The organism is Methylobacterium sp. WL9 (assembly GCF_008040035.1).
Taxonomy (GTDB): Bacteria; Pseudomonadota; Alphaproteobacteria; order Rhizobiales; family Beijerinckiaceae; genus Methylobacterium; species Methylobacterium thuringiense.
This window is the reverse complement of record NZ_VRVE01000032.1, coordinates 20020-42291: the sequence shown is the minus strand read 5'-3', so window position 1 is coordinate 42291 and position 22272 is coordinate 20020. Positions and strand designations below refer to the sequence as shown.

Annotated in this window: 27 protein-coding genes and 1 riboswitch; of the genes, 14 read left to right on the top strand and 13 right to left on the bottom strand. The window is 67.6% G+C overall.

The features are described 5' to 3' along the window. The first annotated feature begins 142 nt into the window (after positions 1 to 142). The 3 genes from FV217_RS11710 to FV217_RS23675 all read left to right on the top strand — a co-directional run bounded on the left by FV217_RS11710 (position 143) and on the right by FV217_RS23675 (position 1343). Positions 143 to 679: a metallophosphoesterase family protein gene (locus tag FV217_RS11710; RefSeq protein ID WP_147817357.1), complete on the top strand. Its 537-nt coding sequence runs from the start codon at positions 143 to 145 to the stop codon at positions 677 to 679. 101 nt (positions 680 to 780) lie between these two features. Continuing rightward, the gene (locus tag FV217_RS11705; RefSeq protein WP_147817356.1) at positions 781 to 1095 is read left to right on the top strand and encodes a hypothetical protein; all 315 of its coding nucleotides are present in this window, start codon (positions 781 to 783) and stop codon (positions 1093 to 1095) included. 125 nt (positions 1096 to 1220) lie between these two features. Continuing rightward, positions 1221 to 1343, top strand: coding sequence for a hypothetical protein (locus FV217_RS23675; RefSeq protein WP_281407164.1), 123 nt, complete (start codon positions 1221 to 1223; stop codon positions 1341 to 1343). A 110-nt stretch (positions 1344 to 1453) separates the two neighbouring features. On the opposite strand, the gene FV217_RS11700 is transcribed toward FV217_RS23675, so the two are convergent. Next, complete coding sequence (locus FV217_RS11700; RefSeq protein WP_147817355.1) at positions 1454 to 1705, bottom strand: hypothetical protein; 252 nt, start codon at positions 1703 to 1705, stop codon at positions 1454 to 1456. A gap of 170 nt (positions 1706 to 1875) precedes the next feature. Here FV217_RS11700 and flaF point away from each other — a divergent pair, with 170 nt between their 5' ends. Further along, positions 1876 to 2256, top strand: coding sequence for a flagellar biosynthesis regulator FlaF (gene flaF / locus FV217_RS11695; RefSeq protein WP_147817354.1), 381 nt, complete (start codon positions 1876 to 1878; stop codon positions 2254 to 2256). Positions 2257 to 2396: 140 nt separating this feature from the next. Here the strand turns inward: flaF and FV217_RS11690 are convergent, their stop codons facing one another. The 5 genes from FV217_RS11690 to FV217_RS22860 form a co-directional block, all read right to left on the bottom strand. Then, positions 2397 to 2741 (bottom strand): flagellar protein FlaG, encoded by a 345-nt coding sequence (locus FV217_RS11690; RefSeq protein WP_147817353.1) that lies wholly within the window; start codon positions 2739 to 2741, stop codon positions 2397 to 2399. Positions 2742 to 2928: 187 nt separating this feature from the next. Further along, positions 2929 to 4821 carry a phosphomethylpyrimidine synthase ThiC gene (gene thiC / locus FV217_RS11685; protein WP_147817352.1) on the bottom strand — a complete coding sequence of 631 codons (1893 nt, stop codon included), beginning with the start codon at positions 4819 to 4821 and terminating at the stop codon, positions 2929 to 2931. A gap of 77 nt (positions 4822 to 4898) precedes the next feature. After that, positions 4899 to 5004: riboswitch (TPP riboswitch) on the bottom strand. A 116-nt stretch (positions 5005 to 5120) separates the two neighbouring features. Further along, the gene (locus tag FV217_RS11680; RefSeq protein WP_238230296.1) at positions 5121 to 5465 is read right to left on the bottom strand and encodes a hypothetical protein; all 345 of its coding nucleotides are present in this window, start codon (positions 5463 to 5465) and stop codon (positions 5121 to 5123) included. Positions 5466 to 5563: 98 nt separating this feature from the next. Next, complete coding sequence (locus FV217_RS11675) at positions 5564 to 5773, bottom strand: hypothetical protein (protein ID WP_147817351.1); 210 nt, start codon at positions 5771 to 5773, stop codon at positions 5564 to 5566. A 79-nt stretch (positions 5774 to 5852) separates the two neighbouring features. Continuing rightward, a complete protein-coding gene (locus tag FV217_RS22860) occupies positions 5853 to 6707 on the bottom strand; it encodes a site-2 protease family protein (protein WP_238230298.1) in 855 nt (284 codons plus the stop codon). 68 nt (positions 6708 to 6775) lie between these two features. Between FV217_RS22860 and FV217_RS11665 the strand changes: the two genes are divergently transcribed. Next, complete coding sequence (locus FV217_RS11665) at positions 6776 to 7600, top strand: alpha/beta hydrolase (RefSeq protein ID WP_147817350.1); 825 nt, start codon at positions 6776 to 6778, stop codon at positions 7598 to 7600. A gap of 1 nt (position 7601) precedes the next feature. Here FV217_RS11665 and FV217_RS11660 read toward each other — a convergent pair whose 3' ends face one another. Then, on the bottom strand, positions 7602 to 8297 hold the full coding sequence (locus FV217_RS11660) for a ceramidase domain-containing protein (RefSeq protein WP_147817349.1): 696 nt from the start codon (positions 8295 to 8297) through the stop codon (positions 7602 to 7604). Between the two features lie 91 nt (positions 8298 to 8388). Here FV217_RS11660 and xth point away from each other — a divergent pair, with 91 nt between their 5' ends. The 5 genes from xth (at position 8389) to FV217_RS11635 (ending at position 11925) form a co-directional block, all read left to right on the top strand. Then, entirely contained in the window at positions 8389 to 9186 is a 798-nt protein-coding gene (xth, locus tag FV217_RS11655) for an exodeoxyribonuclease III (protein ID WP_147817348.1), read from the top strand. Positions 9187 to 9247: 61 nt separating this feature from the next. Further along, positions 9248 to 9721, top strand: a complete 474-nt coding sequence (locus tag FV217_RS11650) for a hypothetical protein (RefSeq protein ID WP_147817347.1) — start codon at positions 9248 to 9250, stop codon at positions 9719 to 9721. A 164-nt stretch (positions 9722 to 9885) separates the two neighbouring features. Further along, positions 9886 to 10803: a co-chaperone YbbN gene (locus FV217_RS11645; protein WP_147817346.1), complete on the top strand. Its 918-nt coding sequence runs from the start codon at positions 9886 to 9888 to the stop codon at positions 10801 to 10803. Between the two features lie 46 nt (positions 10804 to 10849). Next, a complete protein-coding gene (locus FV217_RS11640) occupies positions 10850 to 11515 on the top strand; it encodes an LON peptidase substrate-binding domain-containing protein (protein ID WP_147817345.1) in 666 nt (221 codons plus the stop codon). A 203-nt stretch (positions 11516 to 11718) separates the two neighbouring features. After that, positions 11719 to 11925, top strand: coding sequence for a Trm112 family protein (locus FV217_RS11635; RefSeq protein ID WP_147817344.1), 207 nt, complete (start codon positions 11719 to 11721; stop codon positions 11923 to 11925). Between the two features lie 81 nt (positions 11926 to 12006). Here FV217_RS11635 and FV217_RS11630 read toward each other — a convergent pair whose 3' ends face one another. The 5 genes from FV217_RS11630 to FV217_RS11610 form a co-directional block, all read right to left on the bottom strand. After that, positions 12007 to 12834 (bottom strand): GNAT family N-acyltransferase, encoded by an 828-nt coding sequence (locus tag FV217_RS11630; protein ID WP_187272529.1) that lies wholly within the window; start codon positions 12832 to 12834, stop codon positions 12007 to 12009. 206 nt (positions 12835 to 13040) lie between these two features. Continuing rightward, positions 13041 to 13751 (bottom strand): iron-containing redox enzyme family protein, encoded by a 711-nt coding sequence (locus FV217_RS11625; RefSeq protein WP_147817342.1) that lies wholly within the window; start codon positions 13749 to 13751, stop codon positions 13041 to 13043. Between the two features lie 281 nt (positions 13752 to 14032). Continuing rightward, positions 14033 to 15013 (bottom strand): TIM44-like domain-containing protein, encoded by a 981-nt coding sequence (locus FV217_RS11620; protein ID WP_147817341.1) that lies wholly within the window; start codon positions 15011 to 15013, stop codon positions 14033 to 14035. Between the two features lie 82 nt (positions 15014 to 15095). Further along, positions 15096 to 16205 carry an ATP-binding protein gene (locus FV217_RS11615; protein WP_246682769.1) on the bottom strand — a complete coding sequence of 370 codons (1110 nt, stop codon included), beginning with the start codon at positions 16203 to 16205 and terminating at the stop codon, positions 15096 to 15098. A gap of 140 nt (positions 16206 to 16345) precedes the next feature. Then, complete coding sequence (locus FV217_RS11610) at positions 16346 to 16978, bottom strand: helix-turn-helix transcriptional regulator (RefSeq protein ID WP_147817339.1); 633 nt, start codon at positions 16976 to 16978, stop codon at positions 16346 to 16348. A gap of 220 nt (positions 16979 to 17198) precedes the next feature. On the opposite strand from FV217_RS11610, the gene FV217_RS11605 reads away from it, so the two are divergent. The 4 genes from FV217_RS11605 (at position 17199) to FV217_RS11590 (ending at position 21556) form a co-directional block, all read left to right on the top strand. Next, complete coding sequence (locus FV217_RS11605) at positions 17199 to 17555, top strand: DUF952 domain-containing protein (protein WP_147817361.1); 357 nt, start codon at positions 17199 to 17201, stop codon at positions 17553 to 17555. Further along, complete coding sequence (locus FV217_RS11600; RefSeq protein WP_147817338.1) at positions 17552 to 18631, top strand: quinone-dependent dihydroorotate dehydrogenase; 1080 nt, start codon at positions 17552 to 17554, stop codon at positions 18629 to 18631. The genes FV217_RS11605 and FV217_RS11600 overlap by 4 nt, the downstream gene beginning before the upstream one ends. Before the next feature lie 286 nt (positions 18632 to 18917). Next, positions 18918 to 21227 carry an FdhF/YdeP family oxidoreductase gene (locus FV217_RS11595; protein ID WP_147817337.1) on the top strand — a complete coding sequence of 770 codons (2310 nt, stop codon included), beginning with the start codon at positions 18918 to 18920 and terminating at the stop codon, positions 21225 to 21227. After that, complete coding sequence (locus FV217_RS11590; RefSeq protein ID WP_147817336.1) at positions 21224 to 21556, top strand: hypothetical protein; 333 nt, start codon at positions 21224 to 21226, stop codon at positions 21554 to 21556. The genes FV217_RS11595 and FV217_RS11590 overlap by 4 nt, the downstream gene beginning before the upstream one ends. Before the next feature lie 105 nt (positions 21557 to 21661). On the opposite strand, the gene FV217_RS11585 is transcribed toward FV217_RS11590, so the two are convergent. Further along, on the bottom strand, positions 21662 to 21961 hold the full coding sequence (locus FV217_RS11585; RefSeq protein WP_147817335.1) for a hypothetical protein: 300 nt from the start codon (positions 21959 to 21961) through the stop codon (positions 21662 to 21664). Between the last annotated feature and the right edge of the window lie 311 nt (positions 21962 to 22272).

Genomic DNA, 22272 nt, shown 5'->3' with positions numbered 1-22272 from the left:
CGTGGCTCGCTGCCCGCGGCCCCCGCCGGCTTCGGCGGGTCGAGCCTCTCCGTGACCGTGCCGCTTCGCTTCAGCCCCGGCGGCTGACCGCGGAGCAGAGCGGCCGCGGCCACGTTACCGTCGATCGGGCTGGAGCGTGGCCGTGGCCGTCCATTTCACCAGCGACACGCATTTCGGTGATCCCAGGGGCCTGCGCATTGACCGCCGGCCCTTTCCCGATCTCGCCGCGCACGATGCCGCGCTGGTCGAGGCCTGGAATGCGGTCGTCGGGCCCGACGACGAGGTCTGGCATCTCGGCGACTTTGTCCTCGGGCCGCCGCCGGAGCGGATCCATGCGCTGCTCTCTGCGCTGGCCGGCCGAAAACACCTGATCATCGGCAACAACGACGGGCCGGCGACCGTCGCGGCGCCGGGCTGGTCCTCGGTCGGGCATTATGCCGAGATCGAGGTCGAGGGGCGGCGGCTGGTGCTGTGCCATTATGCGTTCCGCACTTGGAACGGCATGGGACGCGGCGCGCTCAACCTGCACGGCCATTCACACGGCCGGCTCACGCCGATTCCGCGCCAATACGATGTCGGCGTCGATCCGATGGGGTTCCGGCCGGTGACACTCGATTCGGTGCTGACCTTGCGCCGCCCCCGCACTGCGAAGACGGCACCCGAAAAACGCGGAACCTAACAGCAGCTTGACCGTTCATCGCTTCGGAACCGCAACAATTGGTCTCGCCGTCGGTGACGGCGTCGGACCGATCCCGCAGTCACCGCCTCGAGTGTCCGATCATGCGTCACACGATCCTCTCCGCCGGCCTCGCCGCGACCCTTCTCGCGACGATCGCCGCCCCCGCCTTCGCTTTCCCGTCTTGCGTGGACGGTCAGCGCAAGATCGAGGAGGCCAGCGCGCTGCGCTATCAGGCCCGCCAGGAGGCGCGCCTCGGCAACCACGACCGCGTCTGCGAAACCCTCGACGAGGTCGGCGACCGCTATCACGACGCGCAGGGCGCGTTCGAGGATTGCGGCAGCGCTGTCACGTCCATCGATATCCGCAGCGAGCTGCGAAACCTTCGCTTGGCCAAGCGCGTAAATCGTTGCGATTGAGCCCGGCTTCAGCCCTGCCGTCAGGGTCGGGTGCGTCCCCACACGCCCGAGCGGCCGGGATTGCGCCATCGTCACGACCTTACCTGCCCCGATCCGCTCACCGCACCGACCTCAAGAGCATCACGATGAACACCGCCAGCACCGCCGACACGCTCCCGACCGCCCCGTCCTTCGCCGCAGCCCTATGCGGATTCCTCAGCACGACGGCCGCGACCACGATGCTGATGTTCCTCGTCCGCAGCTTCTGAGCGGCTTCCGGCCGCGCGAGCATCGGCCGGGCGATAAGAAATCGTTTCAGAACAGAGGTTCGATACCCGGCCGATACGTCCGGGTCGGGCGCGACGCCTAGCGATCACCGTCAGGGTGCGACGTACCAGAACCGGCGCCGGGAAAAGAGCGCATCGGCCTGCGCAGCCGTCGCCTGCAACGGGTCGGTCTTCGCCGGAACCACGCAACGGACCTCTTTGCGGGTCGGCGGCTCCACCAGGGCGGCCTGCGCGGGCGGGACCAGCCCGAGGCGGGCCTGGATCTCGGGATGGCGGGTCGCGGAAATCGTCGCGACGCAGGCGATGAGGCTGCCGGCCAAGAGACCGAGCAGAAAATTTGTCATGCAAGCCGGGTCCAGGCTCGATCGAGCCGCACGCTCTCGCCCGGGCTATGGCGCACCAAGCCGGCACCATTGCGGCAGGCGGCGCGATGATGCCGAAATTTTAACATCCGGCATGTCAGATCCGAATACACCGGACGGGCCAACCGTGCGGTCGGGGAGACGTCGGGGCGATGATGCAAGGGGCCAACGCTTACGCAAGGGTTGCACGCAGCGCCTTGACGCCGAGAGAGGCCGAGGCTGCGGTGCTGTTGAAGGCCGCGGGGCGACTTCAGGCCTTCTCCGGACAGGATCTGTCGAGCTCGGCCGGCCTGAATGAAGCGCTGATGTTCAATCAGAAGGTTTGGGCGATCCTGGCCGGCGCCGTCGCCGATCCGGCCAATCCGCTGCCCGACGAGATCCGTCAGAACGTCACCAACATCGCGGTATTCGTGTTCCGCACCATCATCGATGCGATGATCGAGCCGTCGGCCCGTAAGCTCGATGCGCTCATCTCTCTCAATCACCACCTCGCGGCCGGCCTGCAGGGCAGCCCGGTGCCGTCGGCCACCTGATCCGCGATGGCCTCGGAAGCGCGCCGCTGAGATCACGCGGCGTTTCGATCGGATCGACCGAAACGCAGAAAACGTGATCGACGCAAAAGTTCGGAGCAGGCTTCGCGCGAAAAACCGTCGCCACTTTTTCGCAGCCTGCTCTAGGCGCGCTTCTCGACTCTTGCGCCGGTGACGGGCGGATTCGGATCGCGTCCGTAGACCCGCGCCTTGATGATGATCTCGTTCGGGATCTGCACGATCACGTCGCCGCTGATCGTATCGGTCACGCGGTAGACGAGGGATCGGCTGTCGCCGTCACGCTCGAAGCCGCGACGTTCGGTGTCGGCCTTCCTGGCCTTCCCGGCATCCGGGCTGATATCGACCGAGACGGCTGGATCGAGGGTGCGATCCCCGCTGCCACGCGCGTCGCCGGTATCGGCCGCGCGGGTGGGCGGATCGACGGCTGCGATCGGCGGCGGAGAGGTGACGGGACGGATCGGATCCATGACATGCTCCCGGATTGCGAGGGGCTACGTCGAAGGATTCATCGTCCGGAGTCATCCGACTCTTAACGCAGCCCGCTTATCCCCCGGCGACCCAGAGCAGTGCTTCCATTGCGTTAACGGCGTCCGGACATTTCTACGGAAATCGGATCGGCGCGCCCTGCCGGACACGCCGATCCGGTGATCGGGGCTACTCGGCAGCCTCGACGTAGAGCTTGCCGCCTTCGGCCAGAAATTCCTGCGACTTCGCCGCCATGCCCGCCTTGCGCTCGGCGTCGCTCATCGGCTGAGCCTGCCCGATCACGATGCCGGCTTCTTCCATGGCGAGGACGTCGGCGCGCAGGTCCTGCGTGATCTTCATCGAGCAGAATTTGGGGCCGCACATCGAGCAGAAATGGGCGACCTTGTGGGCGTCCTTCGGCAGGGTCTCGTCGTGGTAGGCGCGGGCGGTATCCGGATCGAGGCCGAGATTGAACTGGTCCTCCCAGCGGAAGTCGAACCGGGCCTTCGAGAGGGCGTCGTCACGCAGCTGCGCGGCCGGGTGGCCCTTGGCGAGGTCGGCGGCGTGGGCGGCAATCTTGTAGGTGATGACTCCGGTCTTCACGTCGTCGCGGTTCGGCAGGCCGAGATGCTCTTTCGGCGTGACGTAGCAGAGCATGGCGCAACCGAACCAGCCGATCATCGCCGCGCCGATGCCGGATGTGATGTGGTCGTAGCCCGGTGCGATGTCGGTGGTCAGCGGGCCGAGGGTGTAGAACGGCGCCTCGCCGCATTCGGTGAGCTGCTTCTCCATGTTGATCTTGACCTTGTGCATCGGCACATGGCCGGGACCCTCGATCATGACCTGGCAGCCCTTGTCCCAGGCGATCTTGGTGAGCTCGCCCAGCGTCTCCAGCTCTGCGAACTGCGCCGCATCGTTGGCGTCGGCGATCGAGCCGGGGCGCAGGCCGTCGCCGAGCGAGAACGACACGTCGTAGGCCCGCATGATGTCGCAGATCTCGTCGAAGCGCTCGTAGAGGAACGATTCGCGGTGCCCGGCGAGGCACCAGCGCGCCATGATCGAGCCGCCGCGCGAGACGATCCCGGTGGTGCGCCGCGCCGTCAGCGGCACGTGCGCCAACCGGACGCCGGCATGGATCGTGAAGTAGTCGATGCCCTGCTCGGCCTGCTCGATCAGCGTGTCCTTGAAGACCTCCCAGTCGAGCTTGAGCGGATCGCCGCCGACCTTCTCCAGCGCCTGGTAGATCGGCACGGTGCCGATCGGGACCGGCGAGTTGCGCACGATCCACGACCGGATGTTGTGGATGTTGCGGCCGGTCGAAAGGTCCATGACCGTGTCTGCGCCCCAGCGGGTCGCCCAGACCAGTTTCTCGACTTCGTCGGCGGCCGACGACGTGACGGCCGAGTTGCCGATGTTGGCGTTGATCTTCACCAGGAAGTTGCGGCCGATCGCCATCGGCTCGAGTTCGAGGTGGTTGATGTTGGCCGGAATGATCGCGCGGCCGCGGGCGATCTCTTCGCGGACGAATTCGGGCGTGATGAAGGGCGGGACCGAGGCGCCGAAGCTCTCGCCGTCGGCGAGCGCCTCGTGGGCGCGCTCCAGCATCTGATCGCGGCAGGCGTTCTCGCGATGCGCGACGTAGATCATCTCCTCGGTGACGATGCCGGCGCGGGCGAACTCGTATTGCGTCACGCGCTGGCCGGGCTCGGCCCGGCGGATCACCCGCTCGGCGGGGCAGGGGGCGACGAGCTTGTCCTCGGAGGCGAAGCCGTTGTCTTCGGGCTTCACCGCGCGCGGCGTGACGGTGGCGTAGCCGCGCTTAGCGATCCAGGCCTCGCGCACCGGCGGCAGGCCGGCTTCGAGATCGATGCGGATGTCGGTCTCGGTATAGGGGCCGGACGGATCGTAGACCCGGACCGAGGGCTCGTTCGGATCGCTCAGCACGATCTCGCGGAACGGCACCGTGATGTCGTCGCGGCCGGGAACGGTGGCGTAGACCTTGCGCGAGCCCTGGATGGGGCCGGTGGTGACGCTGGCGGGCGTACCGTTCGGAAGGTCCTTGGGACGGACGGGTGCGTTCATCGTGTGTCGCTCCTGGCGTTGGAGACGACCCGCGCGGCGGCGACGATACGGCAAGAAGGGCGGCGCGCTGTCGAGCGCCGGCCGTCTGTTCCCGTCCCTCCGCCGGTACGAGCCGGATCAGGTTCAAGGGTCAGGGCGACGCGCCCAATCTCAGCCCCCATCGGGGCTCCCCTCGGAACGGTTCCAGAGTCGGAGTCCGGGCGCGTTTTGTCAATGCGGACGGTGAGAGCTGGATGTCGAGGTCGTCCGGCTAAACGGCATTTCCCCCGGCCTCGAGATGACGATGCCGGGACGGCCCCTCAGTCCATGCACATCTTGAAGTAGATCTGCCGGATCTCTTCCATGGCCTGAAACCCCTCGGCGCGCGGGTTCAGAAGCTCCGGCCCGTCCGGAACCCGGCCGAAGAACGCGTTGGACAGATCGACCACGAAACCCCGCTCGCCCGAATAGAGGCCGTCCCGATTCTTCACGTTGACCGATCCGCAGATCCACGAGCCCTCGGCTTTGCGCAGGGACGTCACCTTCGGAGCGAGCTCCTCGAACCGCTGCCCGATCAGGTCGAGGACGATGCGCGCGTTCGCCTTGCCGATGGCCGTATCCGAGCCGTCTTCCACGACCTGTGCATGGGACGCGAGGGGCGTCACCAACGCAGAAAGCGCCAGGACATGAAGCGAAACCGCCAAAGCCGTCGCAGTTCTATGGCGATCGATTCGAGGACACATCGGCGTAAGTCTCTCGAACCTCATTTGCCCGACGTCTTGACGATCCGGCCTTTGGGGGCTGACGGGTTGGATTCGGCGATCAGGATGTCGAGCGACAGGCGCACGATCTCTACCGCGCTCACGCCTTTGCTATCCGCCTCGGCCTGAACTTCGGCTTGCTCTGCCGGACTCATGCCGTCGAACAGCGCCTGCGCGACCCCGGCGGATGCGTCCTTGTGATGTTCGCCCATCGTCATCGTCCCTAAGAATTCTTATTATAGACTTACAGAATAGAGCATCCTCTCGTCTCCACTCTGCTGTCGAGATCTCCTACCACAGCCGCATCAACCGGTAACCCGTCACCACGTCTTGCGGCGAGAAGCCGAAACTGGCGGTGATGGTGAGGCCGGCTCCGAAGATCGCGCGGGTGAAGGCACCCGAGAGCAGAAACAGCCCGGTGATGACGAGGCCGCTATAGCGGCCGATCTGGTCGCCGGCCTCGCGCGCGCCGTCGGGGATCCACGGCCGGATGATGCCGTAGCCGTCGAGGCCGGGGATCGGCAGCAGGTTCAGGACGATCGCGGTGGCCTGATAGAGCGCCGAGACGGCGAGCACCGCGCGGATCGTGTCGGCATCCTCGCTCGCGAGACCGTAGAGCAGCACCAGGAACACCAGGAAGGCGAGATTCATGGCCGGGCCGGCCAGCGAGACCGCCGACTGCCACATGGGCGACCGCAGCAGATCGCGGTTCACGAACACCGCGCCGCCGGGAAAGCCGATGCCGCCGAGGATCGTGAACAGTACCGGCAGGACGATCGAGGTCAGCGGATCGATGTAGAGGCGCGGATCGAGCGTCAGGTAGCCGGTGCCGGCGATCGCGTGGTCGCCGCCCTTCCAGGCGACGAAGGCGTGGCCGAACTCGTGCAGGCAGAGCGAGAGAACCCAGCCGGCCAGCACGAAGACGAAGGCGAGGCCCTTCTGGCCGCCGAGGCCGAACTGGATCGCCAACCCCGTGCCCGCGAAGGTCAGCAGGATCATCAGGAAGTTGAAGCTCGGGATGGCGGCGTCGCCCGCCTCACCCGATCGCGGCATCTGCACCATGGTCACCCGGCTTCCGGCGTCGGCGGTGGGCGAGAATGTGCCCGATCCGCCATGTCTTTGGTGGTCCGGCCTGTCTTTGGGCATCCGCCCTCTCTTTGGGAAGGGGTGCGAGGCGGTGTAAGCACGCCGTGGTTCGTGAGCTTGGCGGGGCCATGCGCATCCTCGGATACCTGCTCGTCGCCATCCTCTGCCTCTACGGGGCGGCGGCCGGCGTGCTGGCGTTCTACCAGCGCCGGTTGATCTATCCGGGCGCCTTCATGGCGTTTCCGCATGACGACGCCGTGCCGGCTGGGACCGAGGCGGTCACGCTGACGACTGCCGACGGCGAGCGGCTGCACGGGTTGTGGTCGGCGCCCAGACCCGGCTGTGGCGTCGTGCTCAGCTTTCATGGCAACGCCTCGTTTCCCGGGCCGCATGCGGCGCGCTTCGCCGGCTCGCCCTGGCGGGAGGCGGGCTGGGGCGTGCTCTCGATCGCCTATCGCGGCTATCCCGGCTCCACCGGATCGCCCAGTGAGACCGGGCTGATCGAGGACGGGTTCTCGGCTTACCGCTTCGTCTCCGAGAAGGCGCCCGGCGCGCCGGTGCTGCTCCACGGCCACTCGCTGGGGGCCGCCGTCGCGGTGGCCGTGGCCGAGAGCCGGCCGCATCTCGGCCTCTATCTCGAAGCGCCGTTCGATTCGATGAGCCACGTGGTGCGGGTGCATTTCCCCTACGTGCCCTCGGGCCTGTTTCTGCTCGACACCTACCGCTCCGATCTGCGCATCGCGCACGGCAGCGCGCCGGTGCTGATCGTCCAGGGCGACGACGACAACATCGTGCCGGATGCGCTTGCCCGCGAGCTGGCCTCGGCCGCCGGGCCGCGGGCGCGGATCGAGCTGATCCCGGGCGACCACGTGTCGATCCTCGGCAGCCGCGACGGCGAGGCCGAGGCGCTGTTTCGGGGGACGATCCCGGTGCCTTGCGGGGCTGGCCGATAGTTCATCCGGATTCGGCTTCGCCGAAGCGGAGTGCCGTGGCGATCAGCAGGTACAGCACGAGCGCGTTCAAGAGGTGCCAGAGGAAGTGCGTTCCCCCAGGATGCGCGGCGCAAACGCTCCGGTCGATCGTGCGGAAGGTCAGCGAGAGCAGGAACAGCGCCGCGACGCCGAGCAGCGACAGCCCCGCGCTCCGGCGCGCGGATATTCCAGACGCCGCCAGGATGCCGCCGACGCCGAGCAGGGCCAGCACCGCCGGCACGTAGTCGATCGAGCCGTTGGTCAGCGCCGCACTCGATTGCCCGAGCACGGAATCCGCGATGGCGCCGAAGCCGAGATTGACCGCGGCGAAGACCAGCGTGATCGCGGCCGCCAACAGGCTCGGCAGGCCGAGGAGGCGGCGCAGGGCCAGGAGCAGGTAGGCGTAGATGAACAGGCCGATCGGGATCACGTCGGCCAGCATCGACCAGCGGTTGGCCAGGGTGTGGAACAGGAACGAGCCGATCCCGACCAAAGCCACCAGGGCGGCCAGCACCAGTGCCGCCGGATCGCGATGCTCACATCTGCGCTCGCGCAGCACCGCGACGCCGGCCGCCGCGAGGAAGGCGCCGTTCGAGACGGCGTTCAGCGGCTCGGCCCAGAAACCACCGTCGAGGCGTTCGCAATAGGCCATCACCGGCGCGAACCAGGAAGCATCCATCGTCCAGAGCCCTCCGCGCTCCGCGCCTTGCCAGCGCGGCGCGAAGGCCCGATGACGGTCGCCTCACCCGAAGCGGCTGGTACCGGACCCGATGTGGATCACCACTTGGAACGTCAACTCGATCAGGCAACGGCTCGGCCACCTCCTCGCCTTCCTGGACGAGGCGCAGCCCGACGTGGTCTGCCTGCAGGAGCTGAAATGCCAGGATGCCGGCTTCCCGCGCGACGAGATCGAGGCGGCAGGCTACGCCGTCGAGACCCTCGGGCAGAAGGCCTATAACGGCGTCGCGCTGCTGGTGCGCCGGCCGCTCGCGATGACCCAAGTGCTGCGCGGGCTCCCCGGCGACCCGGAGGACGAGCAGGCGCGCTATCTCGAGGCGCTGGTGGTAGGGGAGGACACGCTGCCGGTGCGCGTCGCCTCGATCTACCTGCCGAACGGCAACCCGGCTCCCGGTCCGAAATACACCTACAAGCTCGCCTTCCTGGAGCGGCTGCGGCTGCATGCGCGCCGGCTGATGGAGACCGAGGAGGCGCTGGTGCTGGCCGGCGACTACAACGTCATCCCGATGCCGGAGGACGCCGCCAACCCCGAGGCCTGGACGGAGGACGCGCTCTTTCTGCCCGAAACCCGCCGCGCCTTCCGCGCACTGCTCGCGGAGGGGTTCACGGAGGCGGTCCGCGCCTGCGACCCGCGAACGGAACTCTACACGTTCTGGGACTATCAGGCCGGCTGCTGGCAGCGGAACGCCGGAATCCGCATCGACCACCTGCTGCTCTCGCCGCAGGCCGCCGACCGGCTGGTCTCGGCCTCGGTGCAGAAGCACCTGCGCGGCCTCGAAAAGCCCTCTGACCACGTGCCTGTGACGGTGGCGCTCAGTGCCGCGGCTTGAAAGCCGGGCCGCCGACACCAGAACTCAGCGCAACGATTCCGGAGGAACGGATTTTCACGCCATGACGACGATGTTTCACACCGCCCTCATTTGTGCCGCCCTCGCGGCCTCCGCCGGCACCGCCCAGGCCCAGACCGCCGTCAAGATGGAGGGGCGCTGCGAGAAGCTGGTCATCGCCGGCCTCGACATCACGCAGAACTGCAAGGAAAGCCTGACCAATTCGGTCGTGGGCAACCGCACCAGCTTCGATTTCGCGGCCTGGGACGGGCAGACCCTGAGTTTTGCCGGCAGCGGCGCCGTGCAGGAGGCGACCGAGCTGACCGAGCAATTGCAGCCGATCAACCTTGTTACGCCCGGCCAGTCGAGCAAGGAGGGAATCGCCCGCTCCCCGGCGCCGGCCGTCGGTGCCTGCCGCTTCTCGACGCCTGCGCCCGGCAAGTCGGCGATCACCTGCGAGGCGACCTCGCAGGGCAAGACCTACGCCGGCACCTTCGTTACCGACGCGAAGCCTAAAGAGGCGCCTGCGAAGCCCTGAACTGCGCCTGCGAAGTCCAACGATGCGCCTGCGAAGTCCAAGGATGCGCCCAAGCCCTGAGGCTCCGCATCGGGGATGCGCGACTGTGCAGGCTGGTCAGGGGCCGGCCGCTACACCATCTAAGCGCTCGAACGCCGAAACACGCAATTTGACCCGAGGGTTCCATGCTCACTGACATACCCGCGACCGGTGCCCGGCCGGGCGCTCCAGGCGGGGTGGTCAAGGATACGACGACGGCGGGCTTCCGGCAGGACGCCATCACCGAGTCGATGAATCAGCCCGTCCTCGTCGATTTCTGGTCGCCGCGCTCGCCTGCCTGCAAGGCCCTCTCGGCGGTTCTCGAACGGATCGTCGCGGCAACCGGCGGCAAGGTGAAGCTCGTCCGGCTCAATGTCGACGAGCACCCGGCCGTGTTCAGCCAGATCGGCCAGCAGCTCGGCCTCGAAGGCGTTCCTGCGGTGATCGCCCTCGATCGCGGCCGCCCGGTCGACATGTTCAGCGGCGCGGTGCCGGAGGCCGACGTCAAGGCCTTCGTGATGCGCCTGATCGGTCCCTCGGAGATCGACCAGCTGCTCGAAGAGGCCGACCGGCTCGCCGGCGCGGGCGACCACGCCCAGGCCTCCGAAATCTTTACCCACGTCATCCGCGAAGAGCCCGACAACGTCCGCGCCTATGCCGGTCTCGCCAAGGGCCAGCTCGATCTGGGCCAGCCGGCCAACGCTCGGCAGGTGCTCGAGATGGTGCCGCCGGAGAAGGCCGCCGACCCGGCGCTCGCCGGCGTGCGGGCCGCCCTCGAACTCGCCGAGCAGGCCGAAAGCCTCGGCGATCTCACGGCTCTCGAGCAGAAGGTCGAGGCGAACGGCGACGACTATCAGGCGCGGTTCGATCTGGCGCTCGGCCTCAACGCCAACGGACGGCGCGACGAGGCCGTCGACCAGCTCGTCGCCATCGCCCGACGCGACCGTACCTGGAACGAGGAAGCTGCGCGCAAACAGCTGCTGCAGTTCTTCGAGGCCTGGGGTTTGATGGATCCCGCGGCGATTCGCGGGCGGCGCCAGCTTTCGACCCTGATCTTTTCGTGAGCGCTGGCGGGCGCACGTCCAACCGTCGCCTCGGGGATGCGAATCGATGAGCCTGCATTCGGGCTACAAGTCGCCGGGGGATTGCCCGGCCATCATCCCGGTGTTTCCGTTGCCGGGTGCGCTGTTGCTGCCGCGTGGACAGATGCCGCTCAACATCTTTGAGCCGCGCTATCTCGCCATGGTCGACGACGCGCTGCGCACAGATCGGATCATCGGCATGATCCAGCCCGAAGCCGACGGCGGCGGCCCGCCGATGGCGCCGCGGCTCTACCGCGTCGGCTGTGCCGGCCGCATCACGCAATATGCCGAGACCGGCGACGGCCGCTGTCTGATCTCTCTGACGGGCGTCGCCCGCTTCCGCGTCGAGAGCGAGATCGCCGCCACCGGCTACCGCCGCTGCCAGGTCTCCTATGACGGTTTTGCCTCGGATTTCGAGCCGCGGGCCGGCGAGGAGGCCGTTGACCGGCAGGCGGTGCTCAAGGCCCTGCGCGAGTTCGTGGAGGCCAACGACCTCAAGGTCGATTGGGCCGGCATCGAGGAAGCCCCGAACGAGGCTCTCGTCAACGCGCTCTGCATGATGAGTCCGTTCGGCGTGCGCGAGAAGCAGGCCATGCTGGAAGCGCCCGATCTCAAGACCCGCGCCGAGGTGCTGGTCGCGGTCACCGAGATGGAACTGGTGCGCGGCGACGGCTCGGAACCGACCCTGCAGTGATTCTTATGGCGACGCGTGGGGCATTCCGGGGCTCGCCAGAGGCGAGAACCCGGAATCCATGACCGGAAGCGGCGGCTCGGGTAGATTCCGGGCCCCGCTTCGCCACTCTAAAATGACAGATGGCGGGACCGTCTTCGTCTTTTCCCGCGCGCCTGCCCGTCGCCCGCGCTATAGCCGCTCCGTTTCCATCGGAACCTGCCACCATGACTGACGACACCACCCAGCCGGTCGAGGCGACCCGCGTCGATCCCAAGCTCCTCGAACTCCTGGTCTGCCCGCTGACCAAGGAATCGCTGGACTACGACGCCACGCGCCAGGAGCTCATCAGCCGTTCCGCCAAGCTCGCCTACCCGATCCGCGACGGCATCCCGATCATGCTGCCGGAAGAGGCGCGGTCGCTGGCGGATTGAGATTTTCGCAGCTTGCGCGCGCATCCCCCTCGCCCCGCTTGCGGAGAGGGGGCGTGCTCTGCGCCGCTGGGAATTTTTACGTCAAGCCGCCGCATTCCGGTCCGGCTCGGCCGGCGCCGCCCGCCCGATACACCGCCGCCCGAAGATCGACCGGGCGAAGTCGTCGAGCGGCAGTATGATCGGCAGGACGTATTCCTTGAAGGTCGGCTCGAAGATCGGCGGACCGACGAAGCTCAGGCCGAGGCCGAGCAGGAAGCGGACGATGGCCGGCAGCGGCAGTGTGTCGAACGAGCCCTCCGCCGCGAGGCGGCGCTGCTCCTCGGTGTAGAACGGCCGGCACGGGACGTGGTCCGGTTCGGGAAGCGTCGAGCGCAGGCAGGGTCGCGAGGCGGTGCGGCCCTTTTCACCCAGGATCGCCAGGACGATGTTGGTGTCGGCACGCAGGTCGGTCTCGGTGAGGCTGAAACCGATCCAGTGGGTGATGCCGTCGCGGCGGGAGGCCTCGTAGGCCGCCCTGTAGAGCCTGCCGATGGCCGGCGAGCCCCGGTGTTCGCGCAGGATCGCCGCCCGGCCGAGTTCCGCCACATGCGCGCGGGGCGGCATGTCGTCGATTCGGCATTGCAGTTCGAGCGGCAGGCCGAGGGGCAGTTTCTGGACGCGGGCCACGGCCGGGTTCGGCCGCAGCAGCCGGATCGTGCCGATCGCCTCTTCGCCCCTGTAGCAGACGAAGTTGTCGGTCGTGTCGAGGACGTCGAAGCCGTTGATTTCCCGAAGAGCCGGTAGCAGGCCCGGCGCGAGTTGCATCGCGTCGGAAAACACCTGCCAACGGACACGTGCGGCGTCGTCGAGTTCGGCCACCGTGCAGGCCTTGGCGACGCGGTAGCCGGTGGTGGAATCGCTCGTCGACATTGCCCGGTTGCAATCTGCGGCCTTGCCGAGCCCGGCCCGTGATCGGGGCGCGCCGACCGTCATTCCGGGTCCGCATAGCGGAACCCGGAATCTACGGTGGGATGCGTCGTCTCAGGCCTCGGCGTCTTCGGCGGATTCCGGGTTCTCGCCTTCGGCGAGCCCTGGAATGACGATCGTGTGGTGTCGCTCGTCGTGTGTCCCGAGACTCAGTGCGCCGTCGCCCGTGTCCGCGCGACCTCGTCGAGCATTCCGAGATAGGCGCCCCGCGTGGCCGCCGCGGTCATGACGATGGCGTCGCGCTCGGTGGGATCTTCGAGGTTGGCGAGGATGCGTTCGAGATCGTCGACATGGCCGATATCGGCCTCGGCGTGGAGGTCGAGGAAGGTGACGGCGTCGGCGATCTTCGGGATGTTGCTCGACGCCACCAGCGCCTTCGCCACCTTGCCGGCGCGCTCGACGGCCAGCCCTTCGAGGATGTAGGCGCTGCCGAGGAAGGCCGCCGGATGGCGCCCGTTCGTCGCCGCCGTGATCCAGCTGTTGTAGGCGGTGATCCATTCGCCGGGCGGATGTGCCGCCAGCGTCGCCTCGGGATCGAGGCCCAGCGTGCGCAGGTCGTCGTCGACGAGGATGTCGTGGCCGGCCTCCTCGTCGGCCTTCTGGAAGAACAGGTCGGCGAGTTCGGGATGTTCGCCGAGCTCCTTGAGCCGGCGGCCGGCGGCTTCGAGGCAGGGCGCCGTCAGCGCGACGTAGTGACGGGTCTGCACGAGGAAGGCGACGTAGAGGTCCTTCTCGGCCGAACCGTCCTTGAAAGCTTTGATCGCCGGCTCCTGGTCCAGGCCCGCGACGAGCCGGTCGAGTTCGTTGCGCAGATCCGCGACGACGCCGCGCGGTGACAGATCGACGGCAGCTTCACCCATTCCACTCTCCTGGTTCTCGCGTCGGATACCGCTACCGGGGCAGGGCCGTCCCCGCCGTTGCCGGTGCCTCCGAACGACCTGGAGGCTAGGCCACCCTAGGCGGTCGCGTCCAGAAAAATCTACCTGTGATCTGCATTATCTATCTTTGGTTGTGCAATAAGTCACTCTAGGTTATATGTTCGTTCATAGATTGAATCTCTGCTGTGGATCGACGGCCACGAAAAAGGGCGCCGGATTGCTCCGGCGCCCTGTATCGATACGGTCGTTGCGACGGTCTGCGCTCAGCGGCCCTGCTGGATCGCGGAGAGCAGCCAGGAACCGCCGCGCTCGCGGGCGAAGGTCCAGAACTCCTTGGCTTCGGACGGGCCATTCTCGACGACGCGCTGCGAGTTGCGCTCGATGGTGACGTCCGTCAGCGCGAAGCGCATGGCGACGGTGGCGTATTCGACGTTGCCCTCGCGCCAGGCTTCCGACAGGTCGCCCTGAAGGAGCTTCACGTCGGAGATGCGGTTGACGACGCCGCGCTGGGCGTTGCCCCGAAGCTCCTCCTCGAAGTAGCCGACCATCTCCGGAGTCGCGACCCGGCGCAGGGTGCCGAGATCCTCGCGGCCATAGGCGGTCTGCACCTCCCCGAGCGTGCGCTCGAAGGCCTCGAAATCGGCCGGCTCGACGTTCACCGGCTGCGCCCGCGGGGCGGCACTGCCACCGCCGTAGGGTGCCGCGCCGCCCATGCCGGCTCCACCGATGCCTGCACCCGCACCGTCGAGGTTCGAGCGGGCGTAGGGCGCGTTCCCGGCCATGGCCGGCTGGCCGGCTTGCTGTCCACCCTGGCGGCGACGGAAGAACCGGACCGCCAGCATCACGAGGCCGACGAGCAGGCCGACCTGCAGGAGCAGGCCGAGGAACGACGCGATCCCGCCGAGGCCCCCGAAGAAGCCGCCGCCGACGAGCGCACCGAGAAGGCCCGCGCCGAGAAGTCCGGCGAAGAAGCCTCCGCCGAAGCGGCGCCCCGGAGCGGCCTGCATGCCCGGATTGCCCATGCCGGGGCTCGGCGACGTCTGCGAGCGCTGGATCGGCGCGGTGGCGCCGGGAGAGGTGCTGGTGCCCGCCGGCGGGCTGAAGGTGCGCGATCCCCGCGAGCCGAAGCCGCCGCCACCGCCGCCGGGACGGGCCTCGACGACCGGAGCGGCGGTGACCGCCAGCGCTGCGGCAAGGGCGAGCATGGTCGCCATGCGCCTGCGACCGGTGGTTGGGGTTGCCATGGACATCCTCTGAAAAATCCGAGCCGGGCGGAAATCGCCCGTTCTTATATGGGGACGTGCCGATTTAAGTTTTAGTCCCGTTTCAAGGTGCGGCCGGGAAGATCAGCCGCACCGTCGTTCCCTCGCCGGGCCGGCTTTCCAGTGAAACCGTGCCGTTCTGCCGCTTCATCAGGCCGTGCACGATGGCGAGCCCGACGCCGCGGCCGGCCTCGCGGCTGGTGGCGAACGGCGCAAGCGCCCGGGTCAGCATCTCCGGCGACATGCCGTGCCCGCGATCCGAGACGGCGATGCCGACGGCGCCGTCCGAGGGCCGCTGCAACGTACGGTCGCCCGGCGCGACGGCGAAGGTCGCGACGGTGATGGCGCCGGAACCGGCGGTCGCCTCGGCGGAATTCGCCAGGATGTGCCGGAGCGCGAGTTCGACCTGAGTCGGATTACACAGGGCCGGCACCATGTCATGCGTCGTGGCGAACACCAGGTCTATCCGTGGCGGCAGTGCCGCGCGCAGCGATTCGGCGATCGAATCGATGAAAGCGTCGAGGTCGACCGCCCGTACGTCCGGTGCGATCCGGCGCGAATGGGTGAGGAGATGGCGGGTCAGGATCGCCGCGCGCTCGGCGGCCTCCGTCGAGCGGGTCACGGCCCGCTGGATGAAGGGCTCCTGCCGGTCGGCGAGCCGGCGCTTCAGCCCGTCGACATAGCCGATCAGGATCTGCAGAAAATTGTTGAATTCGTGCGCCACGCTGTTCGTCAGCAGCCCCAGCGCCTCGCGCTGCTGCGACAGGACCAGCGCGCCCTCGGCGTCGACACGTCGTGTGATATCAACGACTTGTCCGATCAGTACGGGGGGGGTACCGAGGGGCGCCACCTGGATCGCGGCCCAGAACGAGGAGCCGTTCTTGCGCAGGCAGAGCAGGTCGGCGCCAGCGGTCCGGCCGGCCGCGACCGCTTCCCGTAGGACCGCCCAGGCGGCATGGTCGCCCTGCCTGGTCTGCAACACCTCGATGCCGCCGCCGACGAGTTCCTTCGCCGCATGGCCGCTGAGCGTCGCGAGCGCCGGATTGACCGCCGTAATCACGCCGTCGGCGACGACGAAGGCTGGAACCGGCGACGCCGTCAGAAGCGCGAGCGCATGAGCTGCCAGGCCGGCATCCCCCACCTCAAAAGTGCCGTCCACGTCAGGCGATGGCATGGCGTCAGGCAATGGCATGGCCGCGCTTCCTGATTGTATCTCGTCACGCCTGCACGGCTCGGACGAGTTCGCGTCGTCGCGATCGATACCCGCATTCGCTGCAATGCCCAAGGCGCGGCACAAGGCAGTGGCCGGCAGCTTTACTGGCGCACCCACATGACCCGCACCATCCAGGCGATCTCCGCCACCGGCACGGCACGGTCCTCGTGTTCGGGATTGAGGGAGGCCAGCTCCACCGTTCGGGCGGTGCGGCGGCGCAGCTCTTTCGCCAGCACCTCGCCCGAGGAAAGGCGTACCACGACGCGGTCGCCCTTCCGCACGCTCGCGGTCGGCGAGACGATCAGCACGTCCCCGTCGCGGTAAAGCGGTGCCATCGAATCGCCTTGCACCTCCAGCGCGAAAGCGCGGTCACCGCCGAGATCGGGAAACTCGATCTCCTCCCAGCCCGGCCCACCCGCGGGCATGCCCTCATCGTTGAAGAGACGCCCGGCGCCGGCCTGCGTCATGCCGATCAGCGGCACCATGCTGCGCAGCGGGCCGTCGCGAGAAACGATCAGGCGGAGGAAATCATCGAGGCTGGCACCGGTCGCGGCGAGCACCTTCGAGACGGATTCGGTCGAGGGCCAACGCTTGCGACCGTCCGGTCCTATCCGCTTCGAGCGGTTGAAGCTGGTGGCATCGAGTCCGGCTCGTCGCGCGAGCCCGGATGCCGAGTAGCCGTAGCGCTCGGCCAGACGGTCGATCGCCATCCAGATCTGGTCGTGCGAGAGCATAGGGACTCGTCAGGTCGGGCCGGCTAAGAACGCCGGCCTAGAACTAGGAAAGTAGAACTAAGGCGAGCCGAATGCAATGCGGGGAGCCTACGAAACGGCCGCGATCCTCGCACGTGACGTCGTGCGGAAAAAGATGGTCTTTCGGTTGATTGATCTTCATCGGTTGCGAGTGCCGGCCACCGGGCTTAATCGCTTGCGCCGCCCGCGAGAGAGGTCCCGAATGCTCATCTACAAGATCTGCCCGCGTGTTCTGTGGCTCCAGGCTGAAGCCGCCGGTTGCTTCAGCGGGGCGCCGATCGACCAGGCGGACGGCTTCATCCATTTCTCCACCGCCGCCCAGGCGGTCGAGACGGCCGCGCGCCACTTCGCGGGGATCGACGATCTCCTGCTCGTCGCTGTGGACGTCGAGGCGCTGGGACAGGCCCTTCGCTTCGAGCCCTCACGCGGCGGCGACCTGTTTCCACACCTCTACGGCGAACTTCCATTGAGCGCCGTGCGCGCAGTCCACGACCTGCGTCTCGGGTCCGACGGCTCCCATGCCTTTCCGGTGATGGTCACGGACGGGCTGGGCGCATGATCGGCGCGCTGTTTCCCCTCGCCAAGCCGATCCTGCACGGGCTCGACGCCGAGACCGCACACGATTTGACGCTCCGTGCCCTGTCGCTGTTGCCGCCGCGCACTCCGCCCGCTTCCGACCCGCTTCTGGCTGTGCAGCTGTTCGGCAAGACCTTCCCGAATCCGGTCGGCCTCGCGGCGGGCTTCGACAAGGGCGCGCGGGTACCCGACGCCTTGCTCGGCCTCGGCTTCGGCTTCGTGGAAGTCGGCGGCGTGGTGCCGAAGGCCCAGCCGGGCAACCCAAAGCCCCGGGTGTTTCGCCTCGCTGGCGACCGCGCCGTCATCAACCGGTTCGGCCTCAACAGCGAGGGCGTCGATGTCGTCGCCGACCGGCTGCGTGCGCGACGGGGGCGGGGAGGGATCGTCGGCGTCAATATCGGCGCCAACAAGGATGCGGCCGACCGGCTCGCCGACTACGTGTCGTGCACGCGGGCTCTGGCACCGCTCGTCGATTTTATCACGGTCAACATCTCCTCTCCCAACACGCCGGGCCTCCGCGACCTTCAGGGCGAGGCCTTCCTCGACGAGCTCCTGGCCCGTGTCATCGCCGCCCGCGACGAGGTCTCGGCCGGTACGGCGGTTCTGGTGAAGATTGCCCCCGACATCACCCTCGATGCCCTCGACGCGATGGCGGCGACGGCTCTCCGGCGTGGCGTCGAGGCGCTTGTCGTTTCCAACACTACCATCGCCCGGCCGGTGACGCTTACCGAGCGAGGCGCTGCGGCCGAGACTGGCGGCCTCTCCGGTCGGCCGCTCTTCGCGCCCTCGACGCGGCTTCTGGCCCAGACCTTTTTGCGGGTCGGCAATCAGATTCCGTTGATCGGCGTCGGCGGCATCGATTCGGCAGAAGCTGCCTGGATCAAGATCCAAGCTGGGGCGCGCCTCATCCAGCTCTATTCTGCGCTGGTGTACGAGGGGCCTGGGCTTGTCGAGTCGATCAAGGCCGGACTGGCGGCAAGACTGAGTGCGGAGAGGCTGCCGGCACTCGACAAGGTCGTCGGGCGCGACGCAGCATCGCTTGCCGAGGGCGCAGGTTAGGCCTGCTCAGCCCGATCGGAACAGTTCGACCTCGGCATCGCGAGTCTACGCCCAACGCGCTGCGACCGCGGTGGCCGATCGCCGTCGAATTATTCCAAAAACAGGCACCTACAGCAGAATAATGTCCGATCCATGCGTTTTCGGCATGGGCGTCCCATGGTTGGACGGCAATCATTTTGCAAATGCGAACTGTTAAATCCGGTCGTGTTCCCAGGCTCTTCCGCGCGACCGTCGCGCGACGGCCCGGCGGGCGAGACGTTTCTCCGACATCCGCGATCGGACCTCCATGGACCGCACCGAAACGAGCCCCAAGCGTTCGTCCGCAGCCGGCGGATGGGGCGCACTGAAGAGCTGCGGCAAGCACCTGCTGAAGAGCCGCGCGCCGCTCTCCGGGGCCCGCGCGCTGCTCGGGGCGAACCAACCGGACGGCTTCGACTGTCCCGGCTGCGCCTGGGGTGACCCGGCCCACGGCTCGTCGTTCGAGTTCTGCGAGAACGGCGTGAAGGCGGTCTCCTGGGAGGCGACCGACAAGCGCACGCCTCCGAAGTTTTTTGCGAAACACACCGTCACCCAACTTCGGGAATGGACGGATTACGCCCTCGAAGGCGAGGGCCGGCTGACGCATCCGATGCGTTACGACGCGGCGAGCGACCGCTACGTCGCCGTCACCTGGGACGAGGCGTTCGCCGAGATCGGCGCGACTTTGCGCGGCCTCGACCATCCCGACCGGGCCGAGTTCTACACCTCCGGCCGCGCCTCCAACGAGGCCGCCTATCTCTATCAGCTCTTTGCGCGCCACTACGGCACCAACAATTTTCCCGACTGTTCCAACATGTGCCACGAGGCCAGCGGCATCGGGCTCGTCGACGCCATCGGCGTCGGCAAGGGCACGGTGCTGCTCGAGGATTTCGAGAAGGCGGATGCGATCTTCGTCGTCGGCCAGAACCCCGGCACCAACCATCCGCGCATGCTGGCCGATCTGCGCCGCGCCGCCGAGCGCGGCGCGCGGGTTGTGGCCTTCAACCCGGTGCGCGAGCGTGGGCTCGAGCGCTTCGCCGATCCGCAGAACAGCGTCGAGATGCTGCGCGGCGCGAGCCGGCCGATCGCGAGCCACTACATCCAGCCGCGCCTCGGCGGCGACATGGCGGCGTTTCGCGGGATCGCGAAGGTCGTGTTCGAGCGGGATGATGTCGAGCTGGCCTCTGGCCGGCCCTCTCTCCTCGACCGCGCCTTTCTGCGCCGCCAGACCTCGGACTACGAGGCCTACCGCGCCGCCGTCGACGCGACCACTTGGGAGGCTATCCTCGACCAGTCCGGCCTGACCCGCGAGCAGATCGAGACCGCCGCCGACGTCTATCTCGGTGCAGAGAAGGTCATCACCACCTGGGCCATGGGCGTGACCCAGCACCGTCACTCCGTCGCGACGGTCCGCGAGATCGCCAACGTGATGTTCCTGCGCGGCCAGATCGGAAAGCCGGGCACCGGCCTCTGCCCCGTGCGCGGCCATTCGAACGTGCAGGGCGACCGCACGGTCGGCATCAACGAGAAGCCGCCGGCCGCCTTCCTCGACGCGCTCGACCGCGAGTTCGGATTCAAGTCGCCCCGCCGCCACGGTCACAACGTGCTCGCCGCCATCGGCGCGATGCTCGACGGGTCCTCGAAAGCCTTCATCGGGCTCGGCGGAAACTTCGCCCGCGCAACGCCGGACACGGCGCTGGTGGCCAAGGCGCTCGCCTCCTGCGAACTCACCGTCCACATCGCGACGAAGCTCAACCACTCGCACCTGCTGCCGGGCCGCTTGTCCTATCTGCTGCCCTGCCTCGGCCGCACCGAGATCGACCGGAACACGAAGGGCAAGGTCCAGATCGTGACCGTCGAGGATTCGATGAGCATGGTCCACGGCTCGGGCGGTATCAACAAGCCGGCCTCACCCGAACTACGCTCCGAGATCGGCATCATCGCCGGCATGGCCGCGGCCACCGTCGGCTCCGCCCATGTCGATTGGGCTGCGCTCGCCGACGACTACGACGGCATCCGCGACCTCATCGAGAAGACGATTCCCGGCTTCACCGGCTTCAACCTGCGGGTCCGCCGCCCGCGCGGCTTCATGCTGCGCAACCTCGCCGCCGAGCGCGTCTTCGAGACCGCCAGCGGCAAGGCAGGTTTCTCGTCGGGGCCACTTCCAGTGGCCACCGAGCACCAGAGGGCAGCCGGCACCGCGGACACCTTCGTGCTCCAGACTTTTCGGAGTCACGACCAGTACAACACGACGATCTACGGCCTCGACGACCGTTATCGCGGCGTCTACGGCGAGCGCCGGGTGGTGTTCGCGCATCCCGACGACTGCGCGGCGCTGCGGGCCCGGGCAGGCGATCGCGTCGACATTATCCGCGCTGGCGACGGTGCTGAAGAGAGCGTCGCCGAGGATTTCCGCCTGGTGCCGTTCGACATGCCCCGCGGGAGTCTGGCCGGCTACTATCCCGAGCTGAATGTGCTGGTGCCGCTGTCGAGCTTCGGCGAACTCTCGGACACCCCCACTTCGAAGTCGGTTCTGGTCAAGATCCGCGCTCGCACAACTGCCGCCAAGGCCGCATGAGCGAGCCCCCCGCCGACGCGGAAACGTTTCTGGCCGCAACGGACACGATCGCGGCCCTGCGCTCCGACCTGTCGCCGCTGGAGGCCGGCCTGCTCGCCGGCCTGTCGCTAAAGCTCGCGGCGGACACGCGCAGCTTCGCGCGTGTCTTCGCCCTCGAGCATGCCCTGGTGCTGCGAGCGCTCGAAATCCTCGTCGATCTCGGCCTGCTCGCGACGACGGCGCGCAACGCGCGCACGCAGCGCTGCCACTACGAGGCGACCGAGGAGGGGCAGATGCTGCTCCGCGCCCTCCGCAGCGAAGCCGCGCGCGAGCACAGCCGCAACTCCTGAAGCCTCGTTCTCGACGTTATCGGGAGCGCTGGAGCTCAGTTCCGGCCGGGTCGTCAAGACGTGTCCGGTCGAGGCCGCCCGCAGTCGCTTACTGTTCAGGCTTCCTCAGTACCGACCGACCCGTTTGCCGCCGTATGGCCGATAGCCGGTCCAGTTCGGATTGCGAACCTGCGTCTCGCCCCGCTGCATCCGGCGTTCGGCTTCGGTCTGCTCACGGTACCGCATCGGATCCTGATGCGAATGAAAGTGATGGTCCCAGTGGCTCGTGCTGGGAGACCAATCCACCACCGTGACGGTGTCGCCACGGATGAGATCCGGCTGCGGCAAGGCAGGCGCGGCGTGCGCTGCCGTTGCGATGACGGCTCCGAACACGACGCTGGCTGCGAAAGGAAGGATGATCCGCATTTTTGCATGGCTCCTGACATCCGACGAACACTGTGTCGCAGACTGTCACAAAAGCTTCATGGATGGCATGCAGTTTCGGCGTTAAACGCCAATTTTAGTGAAATATATCATCTGTTTACGTAGGATTTCCGGTGTGCGCGAAACGTGACGCACGAAACCAGTATTCAATCCCGAGCGCGAAACGGCGGGTGCCATAACGCGCTTTTGGCCGGTTTTGCCGGCGTTGCCTCGGTAGGGGCAGCCATCGTCCGAACCCGTCACGCCGACGCGGCGAAATGGTCCGAACAGGTTGGGCTTTCGATGGCGCGACG